The 17439-nt window shown below is 67.7% G+C and carries 21 protein-coding genes; 3 read left to right on the top strand and 18 right to left on the bottom strand.

All coding sequences use genetic code 11. The annotated features are described in order from the left end of the window. Positions 1–37: 37 nt before the first annotated feature. Both FXF75_RS02985 and FXF75_RS02980 read left to right on the top strand, forming a co-directional pair. On the top strand, positions 38–1411 hold the full coding sequence (locus tag FXF75_RS02985; RefSeq protein WP_163520059.1) for a TIGR00341 family protein: 1374 nt from the start codon (positions 38–40) through the stop codon (positions 1409–1411). Between the two features lie 76 nt (positions 1412–1487). Beyond that, positions 1488–2528, top strand: a complete 1041-nt coding sequence (locus tag FXF75_RS02980; protein WP_163520058.1) for an FAD-binding oxidoreductase — start codon at positions 1488–1490, stop codon at positions 2526–2528. 116 nt (positions 2529–2644) lie between these two features. Here the strand turns inward: FXF75_RS02980 and FXF75_RS02975 are convergent, their stop codons facing one another. The 3 genes from FXF75_RS02975 to FXF75_RS02965 all read right to left on the bottom strand — a co-directional run bounded on the left by FXF75_RS02975 (position 2645) and on the right by FXF75_RS02965 (position 5108). Continuing rightward, the gene (locus tag FXF75_RS02975; protein WP_163519530.1) at positions 2645–2818 is read right to left on the bottom strand and encodes a hypothetical protein; all 174 of its coding nucleotides are present in this window, start codon (positions 2816–2818) and stop codon (positions 2645–2647) included. Continuing rightward, the gene (locus tag FXF75_RS02970) at positions 2790–4295 is read right to left on the bottom strand and encodes an HPP family protein (protein ID WP_163520057.1); all 1506 of its coding nucleotides are present in this window, start codon (positions 4293–4295) and stop codon (positions 2790–2792) included. Before FXF75_RS02970 ends, FXF75_RS02975 begins: the two co-directional genes overlap by 29 nt. 81 nt (positions 4296–4376) lie before the next feature. Then, positions 4377–5108 carry a nucleoside phosphorylase gene (locus FXF75_RS02965; RefSeq protein WP_163520056.1) on the bottom strand — a complete coding sequence of 244 codons (732 nt, stop codon included), beginning with the start codon at positions 5106–5108 and terminating at the stop codon, positions 4377–4379. Positions 5109–5193: 85 nt separating this feature from the next. Between FXF75_RS02965 and FXF75_RS21955 the strand changes: the two genes are divergently transcribed. Further along, positions 5194–5334, top strand: a complete 141-nt coding sequence (locus FXF75_RS21955; RefSeq protein ID WP_205427142.1) for a hypothetical protein — start codon at positions 5194–5196, stop codon at positions 5332–5334. Here the strand turns inward: FXF75_RS21955 and FXF75_RS02960 are convergent. From FXF75_RS02960 to FXF75_RS02890, 15 genes are all read right to left on the bottom strand, one after another. Continuing rightward, positions 5331–5696 (bottom strand): helix-turn-helix domain-containing protein, encoded by a 366-nt coding sequence (locus tag FXF75_RS02960; RefSeq protein ID WP_309221745.1) that lies wholly within the window; start codon positions 5694–5696, stop codon positions 5331–5333. The two genes, FXF75_RS21955 and FXF75_RS02960, sit on opposite strands and share 4 nt — an antisense overlap. Before the next feature lie 76 nt (positions 5697–5772). After that, positions 5773–6693 (bottom strand): carbohydrate kinase family protein, encoded by a 921-nt coding sequence (locus FXF75_RS02955; RefSeq protein WP_163520055.1) that lies wholly within the window; start codon positions 6691–6693, stop codon positions 5773–5775. A gap of 183 nt (positions 6694–6876) precedes the next feature. Continuing rightward, complete coding sequence (locus FXF75_RS02950) at positions 6877–7683, bottom strand: DUF63 family protein (protein WP_163520054.1); 807 nt, start codon at positions 7681–7683, stop codon at positions 6877–6879. Between the two features lie 103 nt (positions 7684–7786). Next, the gene (locus FXF75_RS02945) at positions 7787–8185 is read right to left on the bottom strand and encodes an SPW repeat protein (RefSeq protein WP_163520053.1); all 399 of its coding nucleotides are present in this window, start codon (positions 8183–8185) and stop codon (positions 7787–7789) included. Positions 8186–8546: 361 nt separating this feature from the next. Continuing rightward, positions 8547–8942 (bottom strand): PTS fructose transporter subunit IIB, encoded by a 396-nt coding sequence (locus tag FXF75_RS02940; RefSeq protein WP_163520052.1) that lies wholly within the window; start codon positions 8940–8942, stop codon positions 8547–8549. After that, positions 8939–10612, bottom strand: coding sequence for a putative PEP-binding protein (locus FXF75_RS02935; protein ID WP_163520051.1), 1674 nt, complete (start codon positions 10610–10612; stop codon positions 8939–8941). The genes FXF75_RS02940 and FXF75_RS02935 overlap by 4 nt, the downstream gene beginning before the upstream one ends. Further along, positions 10609–10872 carry an HPr family phosphocarrier protein gene (locus FXF75_RS02930; RefSeq protein ID WP_163520050.1) on the bottom strand — a complete coding sequence of 88 codons (264 nt, stop codon included), beginning with the start codon at positions 10870–10872 and terminating at the stop codon, positions 10609–10611. The genes FXF75_RS02935 and FXF75_RS02930 overlap by 4 nt, the downstream gene beginning before the upstream one ends. Then, complete coding sequence (locus FXF75_RS02925) at positions 10869–11324, bottom strand: PTS sugar transporter subunit IIA (protein ID WP_163520049.1); 456 nt, start codon at positions 11322–11324, stop codon at positions 10869–10871. Before FXF75_RS02925 ends, FXF75_RS02930 begins: the two co-directional genes overlap by 4 nt. 5 nt (positions 11325–11329) lie before the next feature. Beyond that, positions 11330–12430 carry a PTS fructose transporter subunit IIC gene (locus FXF75_RS02920; RefSeq protein WP_163520048.1) on the bottom strand — a complete coding sequence of 367 codons (1101 nt, stop codon included), beginning with the start codon at positions 12428–12430 and terminating at the stop codon, positions 11330–11332. Positions 12431–12504: 74 nt separating this feature from the next. Next, positions 12505–13413 carry a 1-phosphofructokinase gene (gene pfkB, locus FXF75_RS02915; protein ID WP_163520047.1) on the bottom strand — a complete coding sequence of 303 codons (909 nt, stop codon included), beginning with the start codon at positions 13411–13413 and terminating at the stop codon, positions 12505–12507. Then, positions 13410–14177 (bottom strand): HTH-type transcriptional regulator GlpR, encoded by a 768-nt coding sequence (gene glpR, locus FXF75_RS02910; protein ID WP_163520046.1) that lies wholly within the window; start codon positions 14175–14177, stop codon positions 13410–13412. The genes pfkB and glpR overlap by 4 nt, the downstream gene beginning before the upstream one ends. Positions 14178–14246: 69 nt before the next feature. Beyond that, positions 14247–14411 carry a hypothetical protein gene (locus FXF75_RS02905; RefSeq protein WP_163520045.1) on the bottom strand — a complete coding sequence of 55 codons (165 nt, stop codon included), beginning with the start codon at positions 14409–14411 and terminating at the stop codon, positions 14247–14249. Beyond that, positions 14408–15550, bottom strand: coding sequence for an ABC transporter ATP-binding protein (locus FXF75_RS02900; RefSeq protein ID WP_163520044.1), 1143 nt, complete (start codon positions 15548–15550; stop codon positions 14408–14410). Before FXF75_RS02900 ends, FXF75_RS02905 begins: the two co-directional genes overlap by 4 nt. Before the next feature lie 33 nt (positions 15551–15583). Continuing rightward, entirely contained in the window at positions 15584–16504 is a 921-nt protein-coding gene (locus tag FXF75_RS02895) for a carbohydrate ABC transporter permease (protein WP_163520043.1), read from the bottom strand. Next, a complete protein-coding gene (locus FXF75_RS02890) occupies positions 16501–17424 on the bottom strand; it encodes a carbohydrate ABC transporter permease (protein WP_163520042.1) in 924 nt (307 codons plus the stop codon). Before FXF75_RS02890 ends, FXF75_RS02895 begins: the two co-directional genes overlap by 4 nt. Between the last annotated feature and the right edge of the window lie 15 nt (positions 17425–17439).

Raw genomic sequence — 17439 nt, 5'->3', positions numbered from 1 at the left:
CCCAAGGTTATTTGAGCCGGGACGGTACCACCCTGATATGCGATTTCTCCAGATTGCCGTGCCCGTCGGCAAGCGCGACGGCGTCGAGTCGGTGCTGTCGGAGGCCGACGTCGATTACTTTCTCACCGACGAGACGTCGGGGCGCGACTACGCGGCGCTCGTGTTCGTCCCCACGGAACCCGAAGACGTGGAGGCGCTTCTGGACGACCTCCGGGCTATCGGCGTCCAACGGAAGGGGTACGTGACGGTCAGCAAACTCGAAACGGTCCTCTCGGACCGATTCGAGCGCCAGCGACACGACGGGCCGACGGCCGAGGAGACCATCGAGGAGACGAACGGTCGAATCGCGCGGGAGGAACTCCGCGCTCGGGCCGCGGAGATAGCACCGATTACGGCCAACTACGTGGTCTTCACGGTCCTGAGTACGATTATCGCGACGGCCGGTCTCCTGATGAACAGCGCCGCGGTCGTCGTGGGGTCGATGGTCATCGCCCCGCTCATCGGTCCGGCAATCGCCGCGAGCGTGGGGAGTATCCTCGACGAGGACGACCTCTTTCGGACGAGCGTGAAGGCGCAGTTCGCGGGCCTGCTCGTCGCGGTCGCGAGCGCCGCCGCGTTCGGCGGACTCGTCCGCGCGACGTTCCTGCCCCACGCCGACATTCGACTCATCGGGCAGGTCGCGGAGCGAATCAATCCGGGTGCCCTCGCGCTCGTGGTCGCGCTCGGCGCGGGCGTGGCCGGCGCGATGTCGCTCACCAGCACGACGAGCGTCGCGCTCGTCGGCGTCGCCATCGCCGTCGCCCTCATCCCGCCGGCGGCGACCGTCGGTCTCGGTATCGCCTACGGCGACGTGACCGCCGCGGTGAGCGCGGCCATTCTCGTCCTCATCAACGTCCTCTCCATCAACGTCGCGAGTCTCGCCACGCTCTGGATTCAGGGCTACCGACCGAAACACTGGCTCGCCGAGCGAACCGCTCGCCGGGCGGTCGTCCGACGCGCGGCCCTGCTCCTCGCGGCCGTCCTCGTCCTCTCGTCGTCGCTCGCCCTCACGACCGTCAACATCTCGGAGAACGCGGAGTTCGAGCGGACGGTCGGCGACATCACGTCCGAGACGGACGCGCAAGTCCTCTCGGTCGAGTTCTCGTACCAAACCGAACTCTTCCTCCGACACCCCTCGACGGTGACGGTTCGGACCGTCGGCGGGTCGCCGAACACGGCGGAGGCCCTCCGAGAACGAATCGAACGGCGGACCCAGCAGGACGTGACGGTCGTCGTGATTCGCGAAGACGGCGACGTCTCGACGGCGCGAGCGCTTCGGTCGTCACCGACCGACGCGTTCGACCGACGGAACTCACCGACGAACGCCGACTCCGGCGTCGCCGGGGCGTATCCGGGAGTCGGAGTCGCGTAGTTCGTCGGGACGACTGGCGAGTGCGGGTACCGTCGGCTATCGCTACGTATTTCCACCTCCGGTCTCGGCGTTGGATATGGCAGTACCGGTACGGGAACACGCGTCCCAACACGACGCCGTCGCGGACCTTCCGCTCATCACCGAGTCCGCGCGGGTTACGAACGTCACCAGAATGGACCGCGACCGGCGGCCGGAGGTCACGGCCGCCATCTCTCGATTGCTCGACGAACGTGGTCTGTCTCGTGAGTACGGTCCCGTCGAGGGCCGCGAGGACTGCGAACGCGTCTCCTCGCGACTCGCGCGCGACGACTACCCGGAGGTCGCCCGGCGAGTCGCGACGCTCACCGAGCGAGTCGAGAGACCGAAACCGATGCTCACCAGCGTCCGCTTCCGCACGGAGACGGACGTGGACTTCCTCGCGGGACAGTACGTCGGACTCCGGTACGACGGCACGTCGCGGGCGTACTCGCTGGCGAACTCGCCCACGGAGGACGAACTCGAAATCTGCGTTCGCCGGGTTCCGGGCGGCCGCCTCTCGCCCCAGATATGCGCCGACCTCGCGGTCGGCGACGAACTGACGATTCGGGGTCCCTACGGCGAACTCGTCCTCCAAGACCACTCCCCGCGCGACATGGTGTTCCTCGCCACCGGGACGGGCGTGGCACCGCTCAAGAGCATGATAGAGTACGTCTTCGAGACCGGCCGCGACGAGTACGAGGGCGACAGACGGGACGTCTGGCTGTTCCTCGGGGCGGCGTGGCGCGACGACCTCCCGTATCTGGACGCGTTTCGCCGCCTCCAGCGCCAGCGGGAGAACTTCCACTTCGTGCCGTGTCTGAGCCGCGAACCCGTCCTCTCGGACTGGGGCGGCGAGACCGACTACGTCCAGCACGCCCTGCTCAAGCACACCGACCCGACGACAGTGACCGCCGGACTGGGCGAGGAACTCGAACGCTGGCTCCGCGAATCGCCCCAGTCCGGCGTCGAGGCCCGCCTCGACCCGACGAACAGCGAGGTGTACGCCTGCGGCATCAACGCGATGGTCTACAGTCTCGTGACGGCCGCCGAGCGTCTCGGTATCCCCCAGTCCCGTATCGAGTCCGAGGGGTTCGGATAGCGCTCCGTGCGAGGACGAGTCTGCGAGAGGTAACTGTGACGTATCAGAATCGGCTATTTTCGGAATACGAAGCGTCCGTCGTTCGACGCGTCGGTCGGAAGCGACCGAGTGAAACGCTACTCGGTGACGCCGCTGAGACTCGTCATCGGCGTGGCTCCGGCGACGATGGCACCCGTCGAGAGAATCGCCGCGGACAGCACGACGAAGTCGCCGGAGACTCTCGGTCGCGAGGAGTCGATACCCCGCGAGCGCTCGCACGACTTACCCTCGGTGGACGATAGCCACGTCACACTCTAGGTCCTGCAAGCGCTCGAACGTCGGCGGGGAGACGAACCGCGAAGCGGCCGACCGGTCGGTACTCGCGCCCAGAATAGTGAGGTCGTAGTAGGTGTCGTTGGCCGACAGGAACGACTCGATGGACGCCCGCGACACCCGGGTCTCGAACGACCCCTCGAACGTCTCCACGAGGTTGGCGAGCGTCGTCTCGGCCGACCGACGCTCGTTTTCGCGGTCGATGCAGGTGCAGACGCTGATGCTCCCGGCGAGACCGGTGAGTCGCCGCGCGAAGTCTATCATCGCGTGGGCGGTGTCGCCCGGTCGCCGGACCGGGACCAGCACTCGCTTCCAGCGGTCGCGCGACTCGCCGCCCGACCGGAACGCGATGGCGTCGATGTCGCTCCGGAACAGGCCGCGGACGAACTCCGACAGACTGCCGCGTTCCTCCTCGTACGGCGTGACCACGAGGTCGCAGTTCGTCTCGCGGGCCGCCTTCAAGACGGTCTGGGCGGGATTCTCGCCGTCGCCGACGACGGCCACCTCGCAGGGGACGCCGACCTTGGTCTCGATGCGGTTGGCCTCGGTCTCCAAGCGCTGGGCCGACTCCTCGGCGACCTGTATCTCCTCGGACTCCACGCCTTCGGCCTCGGCCGCCTCCGGGTCTATCAACTCGGTCCCGGTCGTCCCGATTGGAACCTGTACCGTGTGCTCGGCCGCTTCGATGGCCGCCTCGTCGACTACGTCGAGCAGCACGACCTTTCCGGCGTCGTGTGCCGCCGCGAGTCGCGCGCCGAACATGGCCGCGGTCCGACTCCCCTCGCCGCGCATCGGGACGAGGACGTGGTCGTCGCCCTTGGTGGACTGGTAGAGGAACTGCGACCGGCGCTCGTAGAACTGCTCGCGCCAGACGTGGAACGTGACGGCGACGATACTGCTGGCGAGGAAGACGGACGCGACGAACTGGAGGAAGAACTCGTCGAACCCGACCGGACTGGTGAACGCGGGCGCGATGAGCGCCAGTAGCGCGGTCGAGAACGCCGATGGTTCCTCGAAGTCGAGCGCCCACGTCACCCCGCCGGTGAGGAAAATGGCCAGCGCCGCCTCGACCGGCGAGACGACCAACTGACTCGCGCCGAGGGGGTCGCGCATCGACGTGTGGAGGCCGACCCAGATGGCGACGGTCCCGCAGAGCGCCCCGGCGGTGAGTCCGCCGACGAACTTCGTGGGCGAGGCGTACTCGCCCTCCGGTTCCGCGAAGAGTGTGAAGGTGCCCGACGCCAGCGGCGGGAAGAGGACGAACGGGAGCACGTCCACGGAGTTCGAGACGGCGGTCACGGCCGCGATGACCAGCGGAACGACGAGCAGAATCGAGAGGTGGATGAGGTTCGCGGTGTGCTCTATCCACCGGCGGAACTCCCGGACTTCACGCCGCTCGAACCGACGCACGCGCCGGAGAACCGCGTGGTAGCGCGAGCGCAGACCGTCCAACATTACCGACACGTCGTCGCGCTCGACTCAAATATCTGTTCGCTCGGAGAAGAGGTTCGGAGACGCGCGGGCCGACCCAGACGACTACGCCGCGAGTTCGACGACGGCGTCGAGCGTGATGCGAATCGCGCGCTCGACGTTGTTCTTTGCCTTCTCGGGGAGTTCGTCGTCCTCGGTCTCGCCCTTCTGGGTGCCCTCCACGAGGTTACCGTCCACGGTGCAGATGGCCCCGGCGCGCATGTCGCGCCGACGGGTCAGCGAGAAGACGGCCGCGGCCTCCATCTCGACCGAGAGGATGTTGGCCGCCTCCCACTCCTCGACGTACTCGTCGGTCTCGGCGTAGAAGGCGTCGTCGCTGGCGATGGGACCGACGTGGACCTCCTCGTCGTTGGCCTCGGCCGAGTCCACGAGCGAGGTCAGCACGTCGTAGTCGGGCACTGCTGGGTACTCGACCGACTCGTATCGCTTGCTCGTGCCCTCGTTCTTCGCCGCGCCGGTGGCGACTATCATGTCGCCGATTTCGATGCCCTCTTGGAGCGCGCCGGTCGTTCCGACCCGAATCACGGTCTCGACGCCCACGTTGTTGAGTTCCTCGACGGCGATGGCCGCGGAGGGACAGCCGATGCCGGTCGAGCAGATGGTGAGGTCGGTCCCCTCGTAGGTCGCGTTGACCACCTTGTACTCGCGGTTCTCGGCGACGACCTCGGAGTCGTCGCAGAGACCGGCGATGCGGTCTACCCGACCGGGGTCGCCGGGGATGAGCGCGATGTCGTTCAGGTCGCCTTCTTCCACCAGAAGATGGGGTTGCTTCGCCATGCGCGTGGTTTCTCGGGAGAGGGAGAAAAAGCGTGCGGGTTCGCGACCTCGGAAGCTATTTGTCCTCCGTCTGAACACTCCGCGTATGGGCCACTGTCCCGATTGCGGCGAGGAGGTAGACGAGTTAGCCAAGAGCGACGCCTCGGCGGGCGGGTTCCTGAGTTCGCGTAACGTCTGGGAGTGCCCCCACTGCGGCGCGATACTGGGCGTGAGCGGGAACACCTAGGCGTAGCGGTCGCGAGCGTCCCACTCGGTCCGAATCAGTTCGCCGATACCGTGTTCCATCACGGCTTCGCCGAGCGACGTGGCGACGTAGTAGGAGTAGAGACCGTCGGCCCCGCGTTCGTTCTCGACGCGATTGGCTACGACGCCGACGTCCACGAGTTTGTCGAGGTGGTAGTGAAGTTTGTTCGAGGGCAGGTCGAGCGCCTCGGCGAGTTCCTTCGCACTCGTCTCGCCATCGCGAAGGAGTCGTGCGACGATGCGGTATCGAGTCTCCTCGCTGACCGCTCGTTGCATCGCGAGGTAGTCTTCGAGTTCGAGGATGCTCTCTTCGGGGAGCTTCGGGGGGTCGTAGCGGTCGGTCACGGGAGGGCCACACGAAGCGAGACAGTATAAATCAGCGCGTCAGGAAACGCTGAAAATACGGCGTTTGAAGTGAGTCTCAGGCCTGTCCGGAGTACCGCCCGTCCAGAAACGCCTCGACTTCCTCGAACGCGGGTGCGGTCCGCGCGCCCTCCTCCATCGCGGCCAGCGCGCCGCAGGCGTTGGCGAACTCCAGCGCGCGCTCGTAGTCGGCGTCCGGGTCGAGGACGCCGCCGCCCCGCAGCAGCACCGCGAGGAATCCCGCGGCGAAGGCGTCGCCAGCGCCGGTGGTATCGACCGCCTCGGCGTCGAACCCCGGATGCTCGAACGACGCCTCGGGCGTGTCCACCTGCGCGCCGTCCTCGCCCTGCTTGATGACGACGACGCGGCCGTGGAGTTCCGACGAGGGGTGTTCGAGGTCGCTGTCCAGCAGGGTCCGGGCCTCGCGGTCGTTGAGGAAGAGCACGTCGGAGTACGCCAGCGCCTCGTCGAAGTCGCGCTCGTCGAGGCGTCGGCCGGGGTCGAAGCTCACGCTCACGCCCGCTTCGGTGGCGATGCGCGCCAGTTCCGCGGCCGTGTCGGGCCGCTGGCTGGTCAGGTGGAGGTGGTCGCCGCCCGCGACGTACTCGGGGTCCACGTCGGTGGGCGTGACAGCCTCGTTCGCGCCCTCGTTGCCGAGGACCATGACCTCGCCCTCCTCGTCCACGATGAGGTACTTCGTGGTCGTCTCGCTGTCGGCGACCTCCAGCAGGTGCGAGCAGTCCACGCCCGCGTCCTGTAACTCCCGGCGGGCGAACTCGCCGGTCTCGTCGTCGCCGACGCTACCGACCAGTCCGGCGTCGAACGCCATGCCCGCCAGCGCGACCGCGACGTTGGCGGCGCTCCCGCCGCCGGACCGACGCTGAGAGTCGATGCGGGCCTCGCCGTCGGGGTTCGGGAGCGCATCGACGCGGAGGGTCACGTCCCAGTTGACGTGTCCGGCGGTGACTACTTCGACCATGGCTGGCGACTGTGACGGCAATTTGCGAACGACATACCGCCACGGTATGCACCCGTCCGTCAAAACACTGGTGGGTCGGTTGGGCGGTGGTTCGAGTCCGTGATGGGGGAGCGAACGGAGCGAAACGAACCCGCGCGCGACGGACGGTCGTGCAGTCTTACGCACCGACGATTCGCCGCCGCGTTAGCCCGTCACGACGAACAGGAGCAGGTTGTGTGCGCCCGGTCCCAGTCCGACCGCGGCGACGGCCCCGAGCAGGAGAAAGCCCTGTTGGGGGTCCTCGCGAACGAAGTCCGCGAAGAGGACGACCACTATCTCGGCGATGACGAGTTTCACGAGGACGAACAGCCATCCGACGCCGATGGTCTCGGCGGTCGGGAGCGACGCCGCCAGTTCGAGGACCGCCCGCGAGACGGGCGTTCGCTCGCCGAACCCGAGCAGGTCCACGCCCACGGCGGTCGAAACCGCGTCGAGGGCGTGGCCGAACAGCGCCAGCGCACCGACCGCGCCCGTCGCAGCGGTCACGCTCGGACGCGTCCACCGAGTCGCGCCCCAGAGCGCCCCGGCCAGCAGAACCGCCACGAGCAGGCCGAACAGCGGCCAGAACAGCCGGAGTCCGCCCTCGGCACCGCGGCCGAGCGCGTAGCCGACTACCGCGAGCGCGACCAGCGTTCCGACGGCCCCCAAGGCGCGCTCTGGGTCCGCGTCAGTCCGAATCGCGGCGAGCCAGACGACCCCGGCGACGACGAACGTGGACAGGTAGACCGAGGGTGTACCGAGTAGCGGTCTGACTACCTCGGGCACCCATTCGAGAACGAACAGCGCGTGGAGGCTCGACCCCACGAGGACCCACGGCGCTAGCGCGAGGACGGTCCGTTCGGAGACGAGCGGGTCGGTCCGGGCGAGCGCCGCGCCGACCAGCGCCACCGCCGCCAACAGGCCGACCAGATACGGCACCGGTGGGAGCGCGAACCCCTCAGGAAGCACCATGCCCGATACGGCGGAGCGCGGGGCCGAAAGGCTTGCGGTCGGCGGTCTGAGGGAGGTCGGAACGCCGGACTCGGTCGGTCCAAAAATGGCGGACGGAGACCGGCTATCGGGTGTCGGCTTCGGCGGTCGGGGTGCGGCGCTCGGTCCCGCGGGACTGGTACGCGTTGTATCCGGCGAGGACGGCGACGATGGCACCGCTGACGATGTCGCTCCAGAACGCGCCTTCGCGGACCGTCTCGAAGACGAACGGTGCGACGACCATCCAGAGACCGAGCAGCGCGACTAGCGAGGCGGCTCCGGTGTTGATTCCCTCGAAGTCGTCGGTCTTGAGGGCGTTGTAGCCCGCGATGATACCGATGGCGGCACCGACGACGATGTCGTTCCAGAAGTTGGCCGCCGGCGGCGAGTAGACGAACGCCGATAGCACTATCCATCCCCCGACGAGGGCCGTCACCGCCGAGATGTATCCACTGATGTCGTTGTCGCGGTCGGTTTCACTCATAGTCTCCCCAGTCTTCCCGTTGGACGCTGAACACGATAAGTCGAATGGCTACGCCCTCAGACGCCTTCGAGGCAGTTCTCCGCGGCTCTACCACCAGTCTACGGTTCGTAGAGTACGATTCCGCCGTCGGCCAGAAGGGTCTCGTAGCCCTCCGTCGTGGGTGGTCCGCGACGAATTGCTATGGCCACATATGATTTATAGAGGGCGTGTCGGTCGTCGTCGGTGACATCGAAGGACTTCGTCGTCGTTCGGCGATAGGAAGAGGACCGCTCGGCGAGCGGAGGGCTAACGCTCGCGTCCGCCGAAACAACTCCGAGAAGTAGCGAAAGACGACAGCACCGGTGGGACGTCGTGGAACCGATTACTCTAGCAGTCGCCGGAGACTACCCACGAGACCGTGACTCTCACCGTCGGTCGAGTCGTCTTCGATGCGAACGGTCGTCGGTTCTCCGGAACGACCCAGACTGACGGCGCGCTCGACGAGCGCGTCCGGGTCGGAGACCGCCGCCCCGACCGGAGCGACGACCGTGGGGAGGTCGGCGAAGCGCTCGGTGTCCACCCGAACGTCGGCCGCGACGATGGCGGCCTCGGCCCGCTTCAGGTCGCCCTCCCCGAGTTCGTTCTCCGTGCCCATCGCGCCGTGGACCTCGACCTCGACGGCGTGACCGGCGTCGGTCGCCGCCTGCGCCAGCGACTCCGCGCCCATCTGACTGTGGGCGATTCCGGTGGGACACGCGGTGACTGCGACGAGATTCATGACTCTCCGTTGAGGAGGGAATCCACTTCACTCTTCGTACTCGCCGCGGCCGCACGCTCGGCGACGGCCGCCGCGGCGTCCGCGTCGAGACCGTCGAGTCGGCGACGCACGGCGGGCACCGCGTCGGGAGCCACGCTCGTCTCGGTCACGCCGAACCCCACGAGCAGCGCCGCGAAGTCGGGGTCGGCGGTCGCTTCGCCGCAGCACCGCACGCGGACTCCCGCGTCGGTCGCCGCGGCGACGGCCCGTTCGATGGCGCGAATCACCGCGGGTTCGGTCGCCTCCGGGTCGGCGTCGCGCGTCGTCCCGAGGACGTACCGCGCGAGGTCGTTCGTTCCCAGCGAGACCGACGCGACGCGGTCGGCGAGTTCGGGCGCGAGTTCGACGGCGGCGGGCGTCTCCACCATGACGCCGAGGTCGGGTCGCTCGTAGGCGACGCCCTCGTCGGCGAGTTCGTCGGTCACCGCGTCGAGGTGGTCGCGTACTGCCGTCACCTCCTCGACGCGGGTCACGTGCGGGAGGACGACGGTGAGGTCGCCCGCGCCGCGGGCCGCGGCCCGACAGAGCGCGCGGAGTTGGTCCCGGTGGCGGTCGGGGTTTGCCAGCGACCCGGCGACGCCGCGGGGGCCGGTCTCGTCGGTTCCGGGAAGCGGCTTGTCCCCGCCGAAGTCGAACGTCCGGACCGCAACCCTGCTCTCTGGAAACCGGTCGAGCGCCGCGGCGTACGCCTCGGTCTGGGCGTCCGCGTCGGGGACGCCGTCGGACCGGAACGCGAGGAACTCGCTGCGGAACAGTCCGACGCCGTCGGCCCCGCGCTCCAGGGCGACCGCCGCCTCCCGACTCGACCCGACGTTCGCGGTCACGGCGAGCGGCGTTCCGGACGCGGTGCGGACGTCGCTCGGAGTTTCTTGCACGAGTGAGCCTGCGTCGTCGTCTCCGGGAGCGAGCGTAACGCGGCCCGCGGCCGCATCCACCCCGACGCGACTGCCGCCCTCCACGGTCCGGAGCGCCTCGCCGACGCCGACCACGGCGGGGACGCCGCGCGACCGGAGGAGTATCGCGGCGTGAGAGGTTCGACTCCCCGAGACCGTGGCCACGGCGGTGACGCCCTCCTCGGCGAGGCGGACGGCCTGACTGGGTTCGAGTCGCTCGGCCAGTACCACCGCGTTCGGCGGGACGCCCCTGACCGAGCGTTCCGACTCGCCCGGAAACGCGCGGAGGAGTCGCCCGCGCAGGTCCCGGAGGTCGTCGGCGCGCGCGGCCGTCTTGCCGCCGGTGTCCTCGAACGCCTCTATCCAGTCTTCGAGGGCGCTCGCGACCGCGCGCTCAGCCGTCTCGTCGGCCTCGATGGCCTCCTCGACGCGCTCCTCGAACGCCGGGTCGTAGAGGAACGTCTCGTGGGTGGCGAGAACGTCTTCGGCGGCTTTCCCCACCGCGGCGGCCGCGCGCTCCTGCTCGTCGCGGAGTTCCTCGACGGTCCGGGAGCGGGCGCGCTCGAACCGCTCGCGCTCCGCGTCCGGCGACCGACTGGAGTCCTCCGGTGTGCCGTGCGCGGTTTGGGTATCAGATGCGTCCGGAGTGTCGGGCGAGTCAGAGGCGTCGCGCGTCAGCCAGAACGCCTTCCCCGTCGCCGCGCCCGTCCCGACCCCGACGCCGCGGAGGTCGGTCACGAGTCGTCCTCCCCCGCGAGAACGTCGGCGACTGCGTCGAGTGCCGACTCTGCATCGTCGCCGCGAGCGCGAACCACGACCTCCTCGCCGCGTTCGACGCCGAGCGCGGTGAGTTCGAGCGGACTCTCGGCCCGCGCGGTCCGGTCGCCGGACGCGACGGTGACGGTCGCCTCGAAGTCGGCGGCGGTCTCGGCGACCGCTCGCGCAGGTCTGGCGTGGAGACCGGTCTCGCGCTCGACGGCGACCCGGCGTTCGGTCACGCTACCGCCTCCCGGAGCGCGTTCACGACGGCTCGCTCCGAAGAGGCCTCGGCGAGTCGCGTCCGGAACGCCGAGTCGGCGAGCGACCGCGAGAGGCGACTCAGCACCGCGAGGTGGTCCTCGTCGGCATCCGCCGGGGCGAGCAGACAGACGAGCAGCGTCGCGGGTTCGCCGTCGGGGGCGTCGAAATCGACGCCGCGGTCAGACCGGGCGAACGCCACGGTCGGGGCGGTGACGGCTTCGGTCCGCGCGTGCGGGAGCGCGACACCGTGACCCAGTCCCGTCGGCGAGACAGACTCCCGTTCCAGTAGCGCGTCTCGCGCCGCCGCTCGGTCTGTCACGCGGCCGGCGTCCACTGCGAGGTCGAGTAAGAAGTCGATGCACGCCCGTCGCTCGGCGGGCGGGTCGTCGAGCGTGACGAGCGCGGGAACGACGAAATCCTCGGCGTCCATGGCGGTTACTCCCCCTGCGGAGTTCGCGGTGTATCAATCTTGGGTCGTCGGACCGTGGCGACGACGGCGGTGGTCGCCGCCCCGAGGGCGATGCACCCGAGGAACGCTAACGGTCGGTTCGCCAGCGGGACGACGAGGAGACCGCCGTGCGGGGCGGGCATGGTGACGCCGAGGGCCATCGACGCGGCACCGCCGACCGCCCCGCCCGCGACGCACGAGAGCGAGGACCGGCCCGCGTTCTGGGTGGTGTAGGCCAGCGCCCCCTCGGTGACGAACGAGAGTCCGGCGACTATCGCGGCCTTCGGTTGACTGGAATCCACGTCGGGGTAGCGACTCGGGACGAGCAGGTGGGAGGCGGCCAGACCCAGCGGCGGGACCATCCCGGCAACCATCACCGCGGCCATCGGCCGGAACATGAGTTCGGGGAGGAGACCGACCGCGAAGACGTACGCGACCTTGTTGACGGGACCGCCGAGGTCCAGCGCCATCATCGCGCCGAGGGTCCCACCCACGGCGACGAGGACAGGAAGCGACGCGCCGCGCAGCAGCGCCTCGACGGAGTTCATCGTCAGCGCGAGCGGAACGCCGAGAATCAGGGCGACCGGACCGAGGACCGCGGTGACGCCGACCGGGATGGCGAGGACCGGGACCATCGGACGGAGGACCGACGGCGCGTTCCGGTCTTTCGCCCACTCCGTCGTCACCCCGGCGAGCAGGCCGACGATGAGCGCGCCGAGGTACCCGGCCTGCGCGTCCCCGGTGTCCACACCGAGCAGCGTCGCGGTGGCCTGAACGAGACGGGGGTCGTGGACCAGCGCCGCGAGGACGAACCCCGGCGCGAACCCCGGCCGGTCGGCGACGGCGTACGCGACGAACCCGCCGAGGACGGGGACCATGGCGTTGAGCGCGACGGACCCGACGGTCACCAGATACCACGGGAGCGTGCCGATGTCACCGCCGATGGTCGTCGAGTTCCCGAGGGTGTAGCCGACGGCCTGAAACACCCCGGCGATGGTGACGAACGGAATCATGTACGTGACGCCCGTCATCAGGTTGGCCCTGACGTACCGAGGCGTCGCGCGACCCCCGACTGAACCGTCTTCCATGGTACTTGGTGTCACGTGTGAGCGGACGGGCAAAGTGTTTTTGAATTCGTTCGTTTCTGTTCGAGCGTACTCGCTCAGAGCGACCGCAGCGTGTTCGAGCGGGCTTCCTCGGCGACGCTCGACAGCGACGGGACCGTGGTCCCGGGCGTCTCCACCACGCGGGCGGCCACCGCCACCCCGTATCGGAGCGTGTACTCGGGCGACCGCTCGTCCGCGGCGGCCTTCAGCACGCCCGCGAGCAGCGCGTCGCCAGCGCCGACCGCGTCCACCACGTCGGCGTCCGGTGCCGGGACGTACAGCACGTCGTCCTCGGTGGCCAGAATCGCCCCGTCCGAATCGAGCGACGCGACCACGCGGCGGAACCCGTTCGCTCGGAGTTCCTGGGCGGCCGCGCGGCACTCCTCGACCGTCTCTGTCGGCATCCCGGTGGCGGTCGCCAGTTCCGCGCGATTGGGCTTGCAGCAGGCGTACTCGACCTCCAGACGGTCGAGCAGACCGCCTTCGACGTCCACCACGGTGTCCCAGTCGCCCGCCTCCGCTATCGTGTCGATGGTCGGGGCGCCGAGTCCCGGCGGCAGACTCCCGGCGACGACCACCGTGTCGGGGTCGTACTCCTGAATCCGGTCGAGGATGGCCCGCACGGTCCGTCGCTTCACCGGGTGGCCCGACTGGTTTATCTTGTACTCGCCGTCAGCCGAGAGAATCGTCGTGTTCAGACGGGTGCACCCCGACATCTCCACGAAGTCGTGGGGGACCTTGGTCCGCGAGAGTTGCTGCTCCACGAAGTCGCCGAACAGTCCGCCGACCAGTCCGCTGGAGACGGTATCGACGCCGAGGGCGTCGAGGTACTTCGAGACGTTGATGCCCTTGCCCCCCGCGTCGTACTGGTCGAGCGTCGTCCGGTTGACCGCGCCGGTTTCGAGCGACCCGTCGAGTTTGATGGTGTGGTCCACCGCGGGGTTCAGCGTGACCGTCAGAATCATTCGCGGACTCCATCGACGACGTCGACCGACGCCGCCTCGAACGCCTCGCGCATCGCGCCGTCGAGTTCCGCGTCGGTGATGACGAGGTCCACCGTCTCGATGTCGGCGAACTGGACGAAGCTCTTGCGGCCGAACTTCGTCGCGTCGGCCACCAGCACGACTCGCTGGGACTTCTCGCACATCAACTGCTTCATCCGTGCCTCGGCCTCGTTCGGCGTAGTGAGACCCGCGTCGGGGTCCACCGCGTTGGTTCCGAGGAACACTTGGTCGAAGTTCGTCCGCTCCATGAACGACTCGCCGGTCGGTCCCACGAGCGCCCGCGTCTGCTGGCGGAGGGTGCCGCCGGTCAGTTTCACGTCGCGGCCGTTGTCCGCGAACTCGAGCGCGAGCATGGGGGAGTTGGTCGCCGCGATGAAGTCCACGTCGCCGGGCGCTCGCTTCGCGACCTCCATGGTCGTCGTCCCGGAGTCGAAGAAGACCACCTGCTCGTCCTGAAACTCCTGACGCGCGCGTGCCGCGATGGCCCGCTTGGCCTCCAGATTCTGGACGCCGCGCTGACTGTACGACTGCTCGCTGGCGACGGTCCGAACCGGGAGAGCACCGCCGTGAGACCGCTCGACGAGTCCCTCGTCTTCGAGGTCGCGGAGGTCTCGCCGGATGGTCGCCTTCGAGACGTCGAGCATCTCGGCGAGTTCGGCGACGGAACACCCGTCGCGCTCGGTCACGGTCTCGCGGATTTCTCGTTTACGTTCGGCTGGGAGCATGCGTGGGCCTGTTCGCTATCCGCGTGGAAGTGTTCGGGAACCTTTTTGTTTTCGCTCGGGCGCGTCCGGTCAGTCCAGCAGGAGGACGAAGACGAACGCGACGATGCCGCCGATTCCGGCGACCGTCGCGCCGCCGTAGACGCCGTCCGCGTAGTTCACGGCGGCGAGCGCGGTGAGACCGCCGCCGAGGGCCAGCAGGACCGCCGAGGACGTACTCACGCGCTCGACGTTCACGTTTCGCCGCCACCCGCGATGGCCGCCGAGTCGGTGTCCACCGACGGTTCGTCCTCGGGGTCGAAGGTCAGGCACTCGCCGGTCGCCGCGTCGAAGTAGTGGACCGACTCGCGGTCGAACTCGACGCTCACGCGGTCGTCCGAGGAGACCGGCACGCCGGGGTCCACCGAGGCCTTGATGGGTTGGTCGCCGAGGTCGAGTTCGAGGACGGTCTTCTCGCCCTGCGGTTCGACGACGTTCACGGTCACCGGGATGCCGTCGGGCCGGAGCGTCACGTCCTCGGGTCGGACGCCCAGCACGACACGTTCGCCCTCGTAGCCCGCGAGCGCGTCGTCGTACGCGGCGGGCACCTCGTGTTCGATGGAACCGACGTCGAGGTAGAACCGGCCGTCGCGGCGTTCGAGGTCGCCTTCGAGGAAGTTCATCGACGGACTCCCGAGGAAGTCGGCAACGAACATGTTCCGGGGATTCGCGTAGACGAAGGTCGGCGGACCGACCTGCTGTATCTCTCCGGCGTCCATGACCGCTATCTGGTCGCCGAGCGTCATCGCCTCGACTTGGTCGTGGGTGACGTACACCGTCGTCGTCGAGAGCTTGTCGTGGAGTTTGTTGAGTTCGGCGCGCATCTGGACGCGGAGTTTGGCGTCCAGATTCGAGAGGGGTTCGTCCATCAGGAACACGTCGGGTTCCCGGACGATGGCCCGGCCGAGCGCCACGCGCTGCTGCTGGCCGCCCGATAGTTCCGAGGGCCTGCGGTCGAGCAACTCCTCTATCTGGAGGAGTTCGGCCGCCTCGGCCACGCGCTCCTCGATGACGTCCTCCTCGACACCGTGCTGTTCGAGACCGAAGCGCATGTTCTCCTCGACCGACTTGTGCGGGTAGAGCGCGTAGTTCTGGAACACCATCGCGATGTCCCGCTCGTAGGCGCGCTTGTCGTTGACCACGTCGTCGCCGATTTCGATGGTGCCGTCGGTGGCGCGTTCGAGACCGGCGACGAGACGCAGCGTCGTCGTCTTGCCGCACCCCGACGGGCCGACGAGGACCGTGAAGCTCTCGTCCGGCACGTCGAGGGAGACCCCGTCCACGGCGACCACGTCGCCGAAGCGCTTGACGAGGTCGGTGAGGGTTACTTCAGCCATCGATACCACCGCCGTCTGCAGCGTGTTCCGAAATCATTCTTTGACCGCTCCCTGCGTGAGTCCGCTGACGATGTACCGCTGGAAGAAGAGACCGAACAGGATGCCGGGGAGCGCGGCTATCATCCCGCCGGCCGCGAGGTGTGCCCAATCGACGAAGTCGTCGGCGACGAACAGGCTGACCGCGATGGGGAGCGTCTGGGCCTGCTCGGACGAGGTGAGGACGAGCGCGAAGACGAACTCGTTCCACGAGAAGATGAACGCCAGAATCGCGGTGGCCGCGATGCCGGGCTTGGCGACGGGAAGGATAATCTTCACGAACCCCTCCCACGTCGAACAGCCGTCCACCTTCGCCTGCTCGTCCAGACTCTCGGGCACGCCGTCGAAGTAGTTCTTCATTATCCACACCGCGAACGGGAGGTTGAAGAACGTGTACGTCAGGATGAGCGCGATTCTCGTGTCGTAGAGACTGCCCGTGATACCGCCGATGAGCGGCGGCTGAGACATTATCTGGAAGAACGGCACGATGAGCGCGATTGGCGGAATCATCCGCGCCGCGATGATGCTGAGCAACAGCGCCTTGTTACCGAGGAAGTCATAGCGCGAGAACGTGTAGCCCGACAGCGTTCCCAGCGTCACCACGATGACCGTGGTGGTGCTGGCGACGACCAGACTGTTGAACGTGTACAGTTCGAACGGTCGGTTGTTGAAGATGTCCACGTAGTTCTGAATCGTCGCGTCGTGCGGGAAGAACGTTATCGGGAGCGAGAGCACCTCCGAGGTGGGTTTGAAGCTCGTGATGAGGATGTAGTAGATGGGGAACCACACCACGAACACGTACACCCCGAGCAGGCCGTACGATATCAGTCGCTCGCGCACCACGCTCGGCCACTCGTTGTCCGCGTCCAGACCCAGACTCTCCGTGAGTCGGGCGAGTCGTGACGTTTCGGTACTCATGTTTCGTAGGGGGTTTCGCCGAATATCTTGTACAGCACGGCCACGATGGCGAACGTGACCGCGAGCATCACGACGCCGAGCGCCGCGCCTTCACCGGGCTTGTTGAACACCTGTGCCGTGCGGTAGAGCCACGACGCCCACACCTCGGTCTCCGTGCCGGGACCGCCCTGCGTCATGACCCAGACGAGGTCGAGCGCGCGGATGTCGAAGATGATGCGGATGGTGAGCGCGACCAGAATCGAGGGCTTGAGGAACGGGTAGGTGACGTTCCAGAACCTCGACCAGCTACTCGCGCCGTCTACTTCCGCGGCGTCGTACAACTGCTCCGGGACGTTCTGGAGGCCCGCGAGCAGGATGATGATGATGAACGGCGTGAACACCCACACGTCCGCGATTATCAGCGCCATCATCGCCAGCGTCCCGTCCGACAGGAACGCTATCTTGTTCGGAATCAGTCCGGACTGAACGAGCACGCCGTTGATGGCTCCGTACTGCGCCTGAAACATCCAGCGCCACATCAGCCCGCTCATCACGTACGGGAGAATCCACGGCACGATGACCGCCGTGCGCAGCCAGCCGCGACCCTTCAGGTCCTTGTTCAGCAGGATGGCGATACCGAGTCCCAACAGGAACGAGATGGAGACGCTGAACCCGACGTACACGAGGGTGTTCTTCGTGAACGAGACGAAGTTCGGATTCAGCAGCGCCCCGCCGTCGCCCAGCAGGAGTCGTTGGAAGTTTCGGAGGCCGACGAACTCTTTCTGTCCCGTGATGGGGTTCGTGAAGAACAGACTCGACCACAGGAGCTTCGCCGTCGGATAGATGATGATACCGGCTATCCAGAGCAGCGTCGGCCCGATAGTGAGCGGGACGAACAGCTTGTCTAGCCGTCGTCGTAGGGAGTGTCGTGATTCAGTCATCGTGTCGTATGAGCA

Source organism: Halorussus sp. MSC15.2, assembly GCF_010747475.1.
In the GTDB taxonomy this organism is placed as follows: Archaea; Halobacteriota; Halobacteria; order Halobacteriales; family Haladaptataceae; genus Halorussus.
Note: the sequence above shows the minus strand (reverse complement) of the source record. Positions and strands in the feature narration are given on the sequence as shown.